At 70.0% G+C, this 12,867-nt stretch carries 14 protein-coding genes; 7 read left to right on the top strand and 7 right to left on the bottom strand.

What is annotated here, in order from left to right; translation table 11 throughout:
• Window positions 1–18 precede the first annotated feature (18 nt).
• The 7 genes from ACGFI9_RS05100 (at window position 19) to ACGFI9_RS05130 (ending at window position 6,762) form a co-directional block, all read left to right on the top strand.
• A complete protein-coding gene (locus tag ACGFI9_RS05100) occupies window positions 19–1,575 on the top strand; it encodes a carotenoid oxygenase family protein (protein ID WP_393175069.1) in 1,557 nt (518 codons plus the stop codon).
• A gap of 340 nt (window positions 1,576–1,915) precedes the next feature.
• On the top strand, window positions 1,916–2,836 hold the full coding sequence (locus tag ACGFI9_RS05105; RefSeq protein ID WP_393175071.1) for a LuxR C-terminal-related transcriptional regulator: 921 nt from the start codon (window positions 1,916–1,918) through the stop codon (window positions 2,834–2,836).
• A gap of 140 nt (window positions 2,837–2,976) precedes the next feature.
• Complete coding sequence (locus tag ACGFI9_RS05110; RefSeq protein WP_393175073.1) at window positions 2,977–3,402, top strand: nuclear transport factor 2 family protein; 426 nt, start codon at window positions 2,977–2,979, stop codon at window positions 3,400–3,402.
• Between the two features lie 20 nt (window positions 3,403–3,422).
• Window positions 3,423–3,854 (top strand): nuclear transport factor 2 family protein, encoded by a 432-nt coding sequence (locus ACGFI9_RS05115; RefSeq protein ID WP_393175075.1) that lies wholly within the window; start codon window positions 3,423–3,425, stop codon window positions 3,852–3,854.
• Between the two features lie 28 nt (window positions 3,855–3,882).
• Window positions 3,883–4,773, top strand: coding sequence for an alpha/beta hydrolase (locus tag ACGFI9_RS05120; protein ID WP_393175077.1), 891 nt, complete (start codon window positions 3,883–3,885; stop codon window positions 4,771–4,773).
• Window positions 4,774–5,158: 385 nt separating this feature from the next.
• The gene (locus tag ACGFI9_RS05125; RefSeq protein ID WP_393175079.1) at window positions 5,159–5,797 is read left to right on the top strand and encodes a hypothetical protein; all 639 of its coding nucleotides are present in this window, start codon (window positions 5,159–5,161) and stop codon (window positions 5,795–5,797) included.
• A gap of 23 nt (window positions 5,798–5,820) precedes the next feature.
• Entirely contained in the window at window positions 5,821–6,762 is a 942-nt protein-coding gene (locus ACGFI9_RS05130) for an NADP-dependent oxidoreductase (RefSeq protein ID WP_393175081.1), read from the top strand.
• A gap of 105 nt (window positions 6,763–6,867) precedes the next feature.
• Here ACGFI9_RS05130 and ACGFI9_RS05135 read toward each other — a convergent pair whose 3' ends face one another.
• From ACGFI9_RS05135 to ACGFI9_RS05165, 7 genes are read right to left on the bottom strand one after another with little or no spacing between them, the layout of a single operon-like run.
• Window positions 6,868–7,566, bottom strand: a complete 699-nt coding sequence (locus tag ACGFI9_RS05135; protein WP_393175083.1) for an SDR family NAD(P)-dependent oxidoreductase — start codon at window positions 7,564–7,566, stop codon at window positions 6,868–6,870.
• A 55-nt stretch (window positions 7,567–7,621) separates the two neighbouring features.
• On the bottom strand, window positions 7,622–8,326 hold the full coding sequence (locus ACGFI9_RS05140) for a GntR family transcriptional regulator (RefSeq protein WP_393175085.1): 705 nt from the start codon (window positions 8,324–8,326) through the stop codon (window positions 7,622–7,624).
• Window positions 8,327–8,346: 20 nt separating this feature from the next.
• A complete protein-coding gene (locus tag ACGFI9_RS05145) occupies window positions 8,347–9,357 on the bottom strand; it encodes a proline racemase family protein (RefSeq protein WP_393175087.1) in 1,011 nt (336 codons plus the stop codon).
• 4 nt (window positions 9,358–9,361) lie between these two features.
• Window positions 9,362–10,090 carry an ABC transporter ATP-binding protein gene (locus ACGFI9_RS05150; RefSeq protein WP_393175089.1) on the bottom strand — a complete coding sequence of 243 codons (729 nt, stop codon included), beginning with the start codon at window positions 10,088–10,090 and terminating at the stop codon, window positions 9,362–9,364.
• Window positions 10,083–10,898, bottom strand: coding sequence for an ABC transporter ATP-binding protein (locus tag ACGFI9_RS05155; protein WP_393175091.1), 816 nt, complete (start codon window positions 10,896–10,898; stop codon window positions 10,083–10,085). Before ACGFI9_RS05155 ends, ACGFI9_RS05150 begins: the two co-directional genes overlap by 8 nt.
• The gene (locus ACGFI9_RS05160) at window positions 10,895–11,932 is read right to left on the bottom strand and encodes a branched-chain amino acid ABC transporter permease (protein WP_393175093.1); all 1,038 of its coding nucleotides are present in this window, start codon (window positions 11,930–11,932) and stop codon (window positions 10,895–10,897) included. The genes ACGFI9_RS05155 and ACGFI9_RS05160 overlap by 4 nt, the downstream gene beginning before the upstream one ends.
• Entirely contained in the window at window positions 11,932–12,825 is an 894-nt protein-coding gene (locus ACGFI9_RS05165; RefSeq protein WP_393175095.1) for a branched-chain amino acid ABC transporter permease, read from the bottom strand. The genes ACGFI9_RS05160 and ACGFI9_RS05165 overlap by 1 nt, the downstream gene beginning before the upstream one ends.
• Between the last annotated feature and the right edge of the window lie 42 nt (window positions 12,826–12,867).

Consider the following 12,867-nt stretch of genomic DNA (forward strand, 5'->3'; position numbering starts at 1 on the left):
CTAGCTAGGAGTCAAACAATGGCCAGGCATTCCCGGCGAGACATCCTGCGTTCGGCGGCAGCCCTGACGGGAGGGGCCATCGCAGCCGGATCCGGCGCACTCCCGCTGATCGGCAGCGCCGCTACGGCGCAGACCGCCCCGGCGTACGCCACCCCACCCGTCCGCCGGTCGGGCGGACACCCGTTCCTCGAGGGCGCGTTCGCGCCGGTCCGGGAGGAGGTCACGGCCTTCGACCTGCCCGTCACCGGCCGGATTCCCCGTGAGCTGAACGGGCGCTACCTGCGTATCGGCCCCAATGTCCTCGGGCTGGAAGACCCCCGGGCGCACCACTGGATGCTCGGCGAGGGCATGGTCCACGGCGTCCGGCTGCGCGACGGCCGCGCCGAGTGGTACCGGAACCGGTGGGTCCGCTCCGCCGCCGTTGCCGCGAAGCTCGGCGAACCGTACCCGTGGCCGGTGCCGGAGCAGGACTATGCCTGCAACACCCACGTCATCGCGCACAACGGCCGGATCCTGACCCTGCTGGAGAGCGGCCCCCTGCCGTACGAGCTCGACGGGGAGCTCAACACCCTCGGCCCGTACGACTTCGGCGGGACCTTGACCGGCGCGTTCACCGCGCACACCAAGCTCGACGCACAGGTGGGCGAGCTGCACGCCGTCACCTACAGCCCGACGTGGGACCACGTACGCCACCTCGTCGTGGACCCGGCCGGTCGCGTCGCCCGCACCACCACGATCCCGGTGGCCGGCAGTCCCATGATGCACGACTTCGCCCTCACCAAACGGCACGTGGTCCTGTTCGACGTGCCCGTGACCTTCGATCCGGAAGCGGCCGCAGCGGGCCACCCCGTGCCCTACATCTGGAACGACCGGCATCCCGCCCGGGTCGGCGTGCTGCCTCGGGCCGGCGGCGAGGTGCGCTGGTTCGACGCGCCGGCGGTGGTCGTGTACTCGCACACCCTCAACGCCTACGACCACGGGACGTCGATCGTGGTGGACCTGACCACATTCCCGGCGCCCTTCTACGCCGCAGGCCGCGGATCCGGCGGCCCGGGGGCCACCGGCACACCGTCGCTGGATCGATGGACGATCGACCTCGCCCGCGGCCAGGTCCGGATGAGCAGAATCGACGACCGGCCGCAGGAATACCCGCGGATCAACGATGCCCTGGTCTCCCGCCGCCACCGATTCGGCTACTCAGCCGCGGCGGCCGAGATGTTCCAGGCGTACCTGGCCGTCGACGGCGTTCCGCCGGACCGGGCGTTCCACAACGCGCTGATCAAGCACGACCTGCTGCGCGGCACCTCTGAAGTGCACCGCTTCCCCAAGGGCGCGGCAGCCAGCGAGCCGGTCTTCGTCGCAGCCCGCCACCCCGGTCACGGCCCGGCAGCCGGGGACCACCGGGCGGCCGAGGACGACGGTTACGCCCTGGCCTACGTGCACAACCCGGACCGTAACGCATCGGACCTGGTGATCCTGGCCGCTCAGGACTTCACCGGCGCCCCGGTCGCCCGGGTCCAGCTTCCGGCCCGGGTGCCCCTCGGCTTCCATGGCAGCTGGGTTCCCGACGCGTAACGGAACCACCCCCTTCCCGACCGCCTCCGATACAACGGCCATCGGCCTCGCCCGCGACGATGGTCTGGAGCCGGCGAGGACAACTCGGCACAGCCGGCCGCGGATTCCGTTCGCGACGGGCGGGCTTGTCGCAGGTGTGGCCCGTCGTCGCCGTGTCCGGCGAGGGGTCGCTGAGCAGCAGTCCGCCCTGCCAGCGCCCACTCGATGTTGTCGCCATCGAGTGGGCGCCGGCGCGGCCACCGAGGATCCGCGATTGCGAACCCCTGCGCCTGGTTGGCGGCCAGCCGGATCACGCGGGCGGCGCAACTGTTTCACCGTTTGCAGAATCCGGAGGTACCCGGTGAGTCTTGCCGGTCTCGGTGTCACCGCCGAACAGGAACGTGTCTACCGATACTTCTTGCGCCGCCCGCACGCGGACCTCGCGACGGCGGCCGCGGACCTCGACCGTCCCGGGCTGAGTGCGACAGTCGCCGAGCTGCGCACCCTCGGACTGATATCCGGCAGCCTGGTCGCGACCAAACCCGCGGTCGCCGTCGATCTGCTGGTACGCCGTCGCGTGGAACAGACGCAACGGCAGCTGACCGAGCTGACCACCGCGTGGGACGTGCTCACCGAACTCGCGGAGGAGCACCGCAGCGGCAAGGGGGTCCACCTGGTTGAGCACATTCCCGACGGTCCTGGCGTCACCCAGCGCATGAACGCGGTGATGGCCGGTGCCCCGGAGGACTTCATGTACATGAAGCCGCTCGCGACATACAGCAGTTCCTCCGGACGGCTCCACAAGCTGCTCGCCGCCGGGCTACGCTGCCGCACGTTGTTTTCGGCTCAGGCCTTGCGCGACCCACGGCAGGTCCGGCACGCGAGGCTCTGGCATGCTCGCGGAGACCTGCACCGGGTCACCTCCGAGCCGGTGCGGCATCTGGCCATCGTCAACCGCAGCGTGGCGTTCGTCCAGGCCGATCCGGCCGGGCCGGAGGCCGGCGCGCTGCAGATTCGCCAACCCGGACTCGTGGCCGTGCTCGTCGACGTGTACGAGGGCATGTGGAGCCGCGCCCGGGACGTTGACGACCGACCCCTGTCTCCCGTCGAGCATCAGGTCCTGGAGGCGCTGACCCGGTACGACACCGACGACGCCGCCGCCCGGGCCCTGAACATCTCGGTTCGCAAGTTCCGGGCCCACGTCGCCGACCTGATGGCCCGCCTGGGCGCCAGGACCCGCTTCCAAGCCGCTCTATACGCCAAGGACCGCGGCTGGCTATAGCCAGTGGAGGGTTGTGCCACTGCGCGGATCCCGCCCTGATTGATCGAAGGCACGCGACGCACGGAAGTTGCAGGATCCTGCAGGCGGCCTGCAGCGACTTCATCTGCCGTGATCGCCTGGCGGGCTGCGACGCTCGACGCATGGATCGTCTAGATGTCATTGACACCTGCACCCGCCTGGTCTGGCACACTGACCGGCGGGAATGGGACCGCCTCACCGAGGTGCTCGCCGAACAGGTGACGCTGGACTACACCAGCCTGAACGGCGGGGAACCGATCACGCTGACCCCGGCCGAGGTCGTGAACGCCTGGCAGAACACGCTCGGCGGCTTCGACGCCGCCCAGCACCTGCTGGCCAACCACCTGGTCACGGTCGAGGGCGACGCCGCCGTCTGCACGGCAGCATTTCAGGCCACCCATCGAAAGGCCAACCCTCATGGGGCAGCGCTGTGGACGCTCGGCGGCACCTACTCGTTCAGCCTGACCCGTGGCACGGGCGGCTGGCGGATCACCAGGGTGGTCATGACGGCCACGTGGGGCGACGGCAACCGGGGCCTGCTGCCATGAGAGCGCGCACGATCATCGCGGTGACAGCGGCCGTCGTCGTCGCGGGAGCCGCGATCGCAATGATCAGCAGCGAGCACATGCGGGCGGTCGCCGAGGACGCCGTCACGCCGCTGCCGATCCCGACCGGATCGCAGGGACCTCTCGATCCAGCCGCGCAACGCTACTTCGACGCGGTCTCCGCCAAAGACCCGGACGCTGTCGCGGCCGCGTTCGCAGCCGACGCGGTCGTCGTCGACGTCGGTCGCGAGATCCGTGGTCGCGACGCCATCCGCCGCTGGGCCGAGCGCGAGGTCATCGGCGGCGTCTACACGCTGCTCGGCCACACCCCACACCCAGACGGCGTCACCGTGCTGGTCCGCTTCCAGCCCGGCGGCATCGGCGGCTTCCGCGCCAACTACCGCCTCACCCTGACCGACGGCCTGATCAGCCGGGCCGCCCTGCAGTACGCCTGACGACCCGACCAGACCCAGGAGCAACACCATGAAGCACGAACGCGTCACCTTCGACAGCGACGGAGCCACTCTCGTCGGCAATCTCCACCTGCCCGACACGACCGCCGGGCCGGTGCCCGGGGTGGTCGTGGCCGGCACCTGGACCAGCGTCAAGGAACTGATGGCCGACCGATACGCCCAACGCCTGGCCGGTTACGGCTACGCGGCGCTGTCGTTCGACTTCAACGGCTTCGGCGAGTCCGAAGGCGAGCCCCGCGACGTGGAGAACCCCGCACGGAAGGTCACCGACATTCACCACGCGCTCACCTACCTCGCCGCACATCCGGCAGTCGACCGCGACCGGCTCGCCGAACTCGGCATCTGCGCCGCGGCCATGTACATGGCCGACAACGCCGCCCACGACCCGCGGGTCAAAGCTCTCGCCCTGGTCGCCCCATGGCTCCACGACGCGACGATCTGCGAAGCCGCCTACGGCGGAGCTGACGCCGTCGCCACCAAGATCAAAACGGGCCGGGAGGCCCGCGCCCGATACGACGAAACCGGCGAGGTCGACTACGTCCCGGTCGTCAGCACCACCGACCCGCGAGCGGCGATGCCCTACGACATCGACTTCTACCTCAACCCGGCCCGCGGGGGCGTCCCCGCCTGGCCCAACCGATTCGCCGTCATGGCCTGGCCGGACTGGCTCACCTACGACGCCATCAGCCTCGCGCCGCAGATCACCCAACCGACCGTCATCGTCCACAGCACGGATGCCGCCATCCCCGACGGCGCCAGCCGGTTCCACGCCAGCCTCGCCGGCCCCAAGGACATCCTCTGGAGCCAAGGCACCCAGTTCGACTTCTACGACCAAGAGCCACAGGTGACTACCGCCACCGACACCGTCGCGGCTCACCTGCGCCGGCACCTGCACCACTAGACCCCCACGTGCGGCCCCGGGCGCCACGCCCGGGGCCCGCTACCGTCCAGGAGCAACCGCTGACCACCGAACGATCACTGTCCATCGGGCCCCTGACATCCGCACCTCACGCCGAACGCGGTCGCCCGGACGTGCGGTCCGCGAGTCGGGGCCGTCGTGGCACGTCCCGCGGCCCAGAAGGTGCACGTTCACCGCGCGGCGACGAGCCGCCCATGCCCCTCAGCTGCTACGTCAACGCATCTGTCCGACCGTCCGGGACAGCGTCGGCCGCGCGCCTGCGGGCAGCGGGCCGGCGCGCACGCCGACGAGTTCCACTGACCGACAAGACCGGGATGTACGGACGAGCCGGCTGTCGACACGGCGCCCGGCACCCGTGGAGGGAACAATGACCGACGAAGCCAATGGCGCGGCCAACGAGGCGACGTTCATGTCCGCGCTGGTCACCGAGCACTTCGTGTTGCAATCGGCAGCCAGCACCACGGTCAGCGAGGCCGCCGGCCGCGCCTCGCTGTTCACGTTCACCCTCTCCAGCACCCTGGTCGCGCTGGGTTTCGTCGCCCAGTCCCGGACGCTGCTGGTGCCGTTCGTGGCCACGACCATTCCCGTCATCGTCATGCTCGGCGTCTTCACCGTCGTACGGTTGGTGGACACCGGCGTGCAGAACGTGCAGCTGCTGGCGAAGATCGCGAACATCCGGGCGTATTACCGGACACTCAGCCCCCAGGCCCCGGCGTTCTTCGCCCCGTGGAGCGCTACCGGCGCGGCCGGTGCCACCGAGGCCCTCGCTACGCTCGGGGTACGACGAAGCTGGCAGGCGGGCTTGTTCACCATGGCCAGCATGGTTGCCGCTGTCAACAGCCTCGTTGCCGGCGTCGGCGTGGCCCTGGCCTGGGTGTGGATCACAGGCAGGCCACAGACGGTGGTTGCGCTCCCGCTGGGGCTGCTGGCGGCGATCGCAGGCATGAGCGGGTTCCTGCGGTATCAGGACCGCCGCTACAAGGCGTTGGAGTCCGGGCTGTCATGAGCCACCGGACCGGGAGGGGAACGATGCGCGCCGTTGTGATCGAGCAGTTCGGTCCGCCCGAGTCGCTGCAGGTGCGTGACCTGCCGACTCCCACACCTGGCGAAGGTGAGGTGCTGGTCAGGGTGCACGCTGCCGGCGTCAACGCCATCGACTGGCTCACCCGCGCCGGCCAGGGCGTCGCCGTGTCGCGATTCCCGGCCGTGCTGGGCTGGGACGTCTCCGGCGTGGTCACCGCCGCCGGAACGGGGGTCGACGGACTGCCGGTGGGCAGCGAGGTCTTCGGCATGGGTGGCTTTCCCCGCCTGATCGGCGGGTACGCGCAGTACGCGGTCGTGGCCGCGGACGCGCTGGCCCGCAAGCCGGAAGTCATCGACCACGCCACCGCGGCTGCCACCCCGATGCCGGCGCTGACCGCTTGGCAGACCGTCGTCACCCACGCTCAGGTCACCGCCGGCCAGCGCGTGCTGGTCCACGGCGCCGCCGGCGGGGTCGGCCACCTGGCCGTGCAACTCGCCGCGGCAGCAGGCGCCCACGTCATCGGCACCGCCTCCGCCCGCAACCATGATCTGGTCAGCGCACTGGGCGCCAGCGAGGTCATCGACTACACCCGTCAACCGGTGGAGGCGGTCGTTCGTGACGCCGACGTGGTGGTCGACCCGATCGGCGGCGATGTCGCGGTCGGGCTGCTGGCCACGCTGCGTCCCGGCGGCCTCCTGGTCACCCTCAAGGGCCGTAACCCTCGGCTGGAATCCGTGGCGGCCCAGCGGGGCGTGCGGCTGGCCTTCACCTACGTGGCCCCGGACGGCGCCGCGATGGCCCAGGTGGCGCAACTGCTGGGCGACGGACGACTGCGGGTCGAGGTGCAACAGGTGTTCCCGTTTGAGCAGGCGGCCGCCGCACACGCCATCGGCGAGCGCGGCCATGTCCACGGCCGGCTCGTCCTGAACACCCTGGACGCTGCCTGACGACGCACCGATCGGCGACGGCCTGCGCCGCGGCGGCCCCTGTCGGGCGGTGCGGCTCGTTCATCGCCCGGTTCCTGTCCCGAGGACCAGTGCCGGTACGTCGGTCTACCAGGGCAGTGGTCGCCGATCCCGGTAGAAGCCGCCGGTCGGTCCGTTGTCGGGCAGGGTGGCGGCCCACACGATGCCGGCGGCCCCGTCAGCCACCGGACGGCCGCCCGGGCCGCCCATGTCGGTGGCGACCCAGCCGGGACAGACGGCGTTCACCAGGATGCCGTCGCCGCGCAGTTCGGCGGCGAGCATCCGGGTGAGCGCGTTCAGCCCGACCTTGGACAGCTTGTACGCGGGGAGGCCACCCCCCATGCCGGTCAGGGAGCCGGCCTCGCTCGAGACGTTGACGACACGGCCGTGACCGCTGGCGCGCAGCATCGGAAGCAGCGCCTGGGTGAGCGACCAGGCGCCGAACAGGTTGGTCTCCAGGGCGACGCGGACCGCGTCGAGATCGGCACTACTCGCCTCGGCCCAGGTGTCGTACGAGATGGCAGCGTTGTTGACCAGCACGTCAAGCCGTCCGTACCGGTCGCCGATGACGGCGGCGAGGGCGGCTGCGGCGGCGGGATCGGTCACGTCCAGCCGGTGCGGGACGACTGTGCCGCCCATGGCGGCCAGTTCGTCGGCGGCCGCAGCGGCCTTTTTCGCGTCCCGGGCGGTGAGCAGGACGGTGTCGCCACGGGCGGCGAGCTGGCGGGCCACCTCCTTGCCGATGCCCCGGTTGGCGCCGGTGACCACGGCAACCCGCTCGGCCACGGCGTTCCTCCTCATCCTCCGGTTCGGCGGCTCAGGACGATCGGCTCCTTGGCGGTCAGGGTTCGTGGTAGCCGGCCCAGGAGCCGCGGACGTGGCCGATGTGGCGCCGCATCAGCGCCGCCGCCCCCGGCGCATCGCCAGCCACCACCAGATCGACGATCTGCTCGTGCTCGGCGGCCGAACGCCCCAGCTCGCCACGCTCGGCGAGCCCCTGCAGGCCGTACAGCCGGCTGCGGGCCCGTAGGTTCCCGACCACGTCGATGAGATGCCGGTTGCCGGCGAGGGCGAGAAGCGAGAGATGGAAACGCCGATCGACCTCGACATAGCGGATGAGGTCGCCGGTTTCGGCGAGCCGCTCCACCTCCCTCGCCAGGGGACGCAGCTCCTCGACCGCCGCCCGGGTGGGCTCGTTGATGGTTCGGGCGATCTCGGCCACGGTGGGCACCTCGATCAGCGCGCGCAGCGAGGTGATCTCGTCGAGGTCCCGGTCACTCAGCTCCTTGACCCGGAAGCCCTTGTTCCGAACGATCGTGACCAGTTCCTCGTTGGCGAGGTCGAGCATCGCTTCGCGTACCGGCGTGGCGGAGACACCGAACTGCTCCGCGAGCGTCGGCACGGAGTACAGCACGCCGGCGCGCATCTGTCCCGTGATGACCGCGCCACGCAGGGCATGGGCGATCTCCTGCCGAAGGTTGGGCCGGCCCCCTAACTGCGGCAGAGAGAGCGCGTCCGGGGCCAGGCGCCCGGTGGCGTCCGTCACGGTGTCACTCCTTGTCCTCTTCATCGGAGCGTGAATCCGAATCCGACGGGATCGCCGGCCTCGAGGAAGAAATGGTGTTCACCAGTTCGGTAGGCCATCCCTCGCACCTCTGAGACGTAGGCCGGACGACCCTCTGCTTTCAGCTCCTGCACCACCCGGCCCAGGAACCGTGTTCCGACCACCGAGTCGTGCGTGAGCACCTGACCAGGGGCGAGTTGCCCCGATGATGCTAGCAGCGCGACCCGCGCGGAGGTGCCGGACCCACACGGCGACCGGTCGACCTCACCGTCGGCGAAGACGGTGATGTTGCGCTGGTGCGGACCGCCGGACAGCCGGCCGAGATCCTCGAACAGGATCGTGCCGTAGATACCGTCGAGCCGCGATTCGCTCGGATGCCGGGCCCATTCGGTCCCGTTGAGTTTCCATTTGACTTCCCGGCCGAGTGCCAGCAGGTCACCGTAGTGCTCCGGGCTGACCGACAGTCCGAGGGCCGAGGCGTCGACGGAGGCGTAGATCGCGCCCCCGTAGCTGACGTCCGCGCGCACCGGGCCCCGGCTGGTGTTCACGGCGATGTCCTGACCCAGTACGTACGCGGGCACGTTGCGGAAGCTGACCCCGCGGACCTCGCCGGCCACACAGGAGACTGTGGCCGTGACGCGACCCGACGGTACGTCGATCACCACGTCGGTTTCCCCGTCCGGGGCGGCGTCCACGAGCCCGCTCCGGACGGCCCACACACCCAGCGCGATGGTGCCGTGTCCGCACGCTGTCGAGTAGCCGTCCTTGTGCCAGAACAGCACCCCGAAGTGTGCGCCCTCGTCGTCGGGTGGCACGACGAAGCAGCCGTACATGTCGGCGTGGCCACGAGGTTCATTGACCAGGAGCCGGCGCACCGCGTCGACCTGTTCGTCGCGCTGGGCGTGCTCGCGCCGTTCCAGCACGGTGGTGCCGGGAATCTCCGGGGCGCCCTCGGTGACGATACGGAACGGCTCTCCCGCCGTGTGGTAGTCGGTGGCACGAATGTCCCGCATCGCCTCAGGCCCCCAGGTACGCCTCGACCACGCGGGAGTCGCGCGCGAGCTCGCCGGCCGCTCCCTGCAGGGTGATCACACCGTTCTCCACCACGTACGCGCGGTGAGCGATCTTGAGTGCGGCGCGGGCGTTCTGCTCGACGAGCAGCACCGACGTGCCGTCCGCGTTGATCCGGCGGATCAGATCCATGATCTGGGCCACCACGAGTGGTGCGAGCCCCATCGAGGGCTCGTCCAGCATCAGCAGTTTGGGCCCGGCGACCAGCGCGCGACCGACGGCGAGCATCTGCTGCTCGCCGCCGGACAGGTTCCCGCCCTGCTGGTTGCGCCGCTCGGCCAGCCGGGGCAGCAGGGAGTAGACCTCGTCGATCCGGCGGTTGACCGCGGCCGCGTCCTTCACCAGGTAGCCGCCGAGCTGGAGGTTCTCGTGAACGGTCAGCCGGGAGAAGATGCGGCGCCCCTCCGGTACGTGCACCAGCCCCGCGCCCACGATCTCCCAGGGCTTGGCCTTCGTGATGTCCGTGCCGAACGCGCGCACGGTGCCGCCGGTGGACCGCACCACCCCGGAAACCGTGGCGAGCGTACTGGTCTTGCCCGCGCCGTTGTTGCCGAGCAGCGTGACGATCTCGCCCTCGCCGACGGTCAGGGTCAGGCCCCGGATGGCGTGGACGCGGCCATAGTGGACGTCGAGAGCGTCGATTTCGAGTGCACAGCGGCCGGCGACATCAGTCATGGCTCATCTCCTCGCTCGTGGCTTCCTCCGCGTCGTCCTTGCCGAGGTACGCCTCGATCACGGCCGGGTTGCGGCGTACCTCCTCGGGAGTGCCGTCGGCGATCTCCCGGCCGAAGTTCAGCACGACAATCCGACGCGACACCTGCATGACGAGATCCATGTCGTGCTCGATGAGCACGATGGCGATGCCCAGCACACTGATGCGGTGCAGCAGATCGAGCAGTTCGTTCTTCTCACCGTAGTTGAGGCCCGCGGCGGGCTCGTCCAGCAGGACCACCTTGGGCCCGCGCGCGAGGGCGCGGGCGATCTCGACCCGCCGCTGCTCGCCGTACGGAAGGTTCCGCGCCAGGCCACCACGGTCACCGCGCAGGCCCACGAAGTCGAGCCAGCGGTTCGCCTCGTCGGTCGCCTCCCGTTCCGAGCGCCGGAACCGCGGCGTGTGCAGTAGCGCGTCCAGGGCGTTCTGCCGCAGCCGCAAGTGCATCCCGGCGCGGACGTTGTCGAGCACCGTCAGCTCACCGAACAGGCGCAGGTTCTGGAAGGTGCGCGACATCCCCCGGGCCGCGATCGCGGACGGCCGCAGGCCGGTGATGTTCGCGCCTTCCAGCGTGACCGAGCCACCGGTGGCCTTGTAGAAGCCCGTGATGCAGTTGAACGCGCTGGTCTTGCCGGCGCCGTTGGGTCCGACGAGCGAGAGGACGTCGCCCTCGTTGACCTGGAAGGTCAGCCCGTCAACGGCCTTCACACCGCCGAAGTCCAGGTGCAGGTCCTGCACCTGGAGCAGCGGTGCGGGTTCTCGCGTGCTCACGGCACCACCTCCTTGGCCTTGCCCATGTCATGCTCCTTGGCCTTGCGCATGTCACGCCGGGACTGCCGTTCCATGGCCCGCGCCGGCCACAGTCCCTGCCGACGGAAGATCATCACGACGATGAGCAGGACCCCGAATACGAAGTACCGGTAGTCGGCGGCCTGCCGGAGAAGCTCGGGCAGCACGCTGATGAAGATGGCGCCCAGCACGACACCGGGCGTCGAGCCCATGCCACCGAGCACGACGGCCATCAGGATGAGGGCCGACCACAGGAAGGTGAAGCTCGGTGGGGAGATGGCAGACAGCTGGGCGCCGAAGAGGATGCCGGCAAGGCCACCCCAGATGGCGCCGCCGATGTAGGCGGCGAGCTTCACGCGGTACGTGTTGATGCCCATCGCCTCGGCGGCGTCCTCGTCCTCGCGGATGAACCGCCAGGCGCGTCCGAGCCGGCTGCGTCCGAGCCGCGCCGCGCCGAGGACGGCCAGGGCGACGACGACCACACAGGTGTAATAGAGGCCGACCGGGCCGCTCAGGTCGAGCCCAGGCAGCGTGATGCCGGGGATCCCGTAGATGCCGGACGGCCCACCGGTGATGGTGAGGTTGTTCGCCGTGATCCGGATGATCTCCCCGAAGCCGAGTGTCACGATCGCCAGGTAGTCGCTGCGCAGCCGCAGGGTGGGCCCACCGATCACGATGCCCGCGACCACCGCCGCGACGATGACGACGGGCACCGTGGCCAGCAGCGGCCACCCGTACCTGGTGGCGAGGACACCGCTGACGTAGGCGCCGATGGCGAAGAACGCGGCGTACCCGAGGTCGAGCAGGCCGCAGTAGCCGACGACGATGTTGAGGCCGACCGCGAGCATCACGAAGAGCAGCGCGGAGGTCATGACCGACAGGGCGTAGTTGGTCGCGGTGATGAACGGCGCCAACAACGCGACGGCCAGTGCGATCAGGCCGAGGTAGCGGTTCTGCTGGATGCGCTCGAAGAGCGCGCGGGCGCCGGCGGACGACGGTGCGACATTGGTGGTCATCAGACACGCTCCGTAACGCGCTCGCCGAGGATGCCGGTCGGACGAAGCGTGAGGAAGACGATGAGGAAGCCGAAGGCGAAGACATCGCGCCACTGCCCGCCGATCCAGGCGGTGCCGAACGATTCGAGCATGCCGAGCGCCAGGCCGCCGAGCATCGCGCCCTTGATGTTGCCGATGCCGCCGATGACGGCCGCGGTGAACGCCTTGAGCCCGATGATGAACCCCATCAGGAAGTCGATCTTCCCGTAGTAACCGCCGGCCATCACGCCGGCGGCGCCGGCGAGGGCGGAGCCGATGAAGAAGGTGCGCGCGATGATGGCGTCGACGTTGATGCCCATGTACAGGGCCGCCGTCGGGTCCTGGGAGATGGCGCGCATGGCCCGCCCGGTCCCGGTCCCCATGACGAGCCACTGGAGGCCGGCCATCAGCAGGACCGCGATCAGGATGAGACTGGCCTGCTGGATGGTGATGCGGGCGCCGAGCAGGTTGATCGAGTCGCCCGCCAGCCGGACCGGGTAGACCTCCGGGTTGGGCCCGGCCACCAGGCGCATCCCGTACTCGAGCGCGAACGAGGCGCCCACCGCGGTGATCAGTACGGAGAGCCGGGGCGCGCCGCGCAGGGGACGGTAGGCGATCCGCTCGAGCAGGAGGCCGGCGGTTCCGGTCACCAGCATCGAGATGATCAGGACGATGAGCAGCGCCACGAAGCCGAGGCCGGTCGCCAGCCCGCCGGCGACGCTCAGAACGCCGAAACCGACGAACGCGCCGAGCATGTACAGGTCGCCGTGGGCGAAGTTGAGGAGCCTGATGATGCCGTACACCATGGTGTAGCCCAGCGCGACCAGGGCGTAGAACGATCCGACGAAGAGACCGTTCCAGATGAGTTGGGTCATGGGAGCCCTTCGAGGAACGCCCCGGCGGCGCGCTCGTGGGAG

The organism is Micromonospora sp. NPDC048930 (assembly GCF_043197935.1).
GTDB lineage: Bacteria > Actinomycetota > Actinomycetes > Mycobacteriales > Micromonosporaceae > Micromonospora.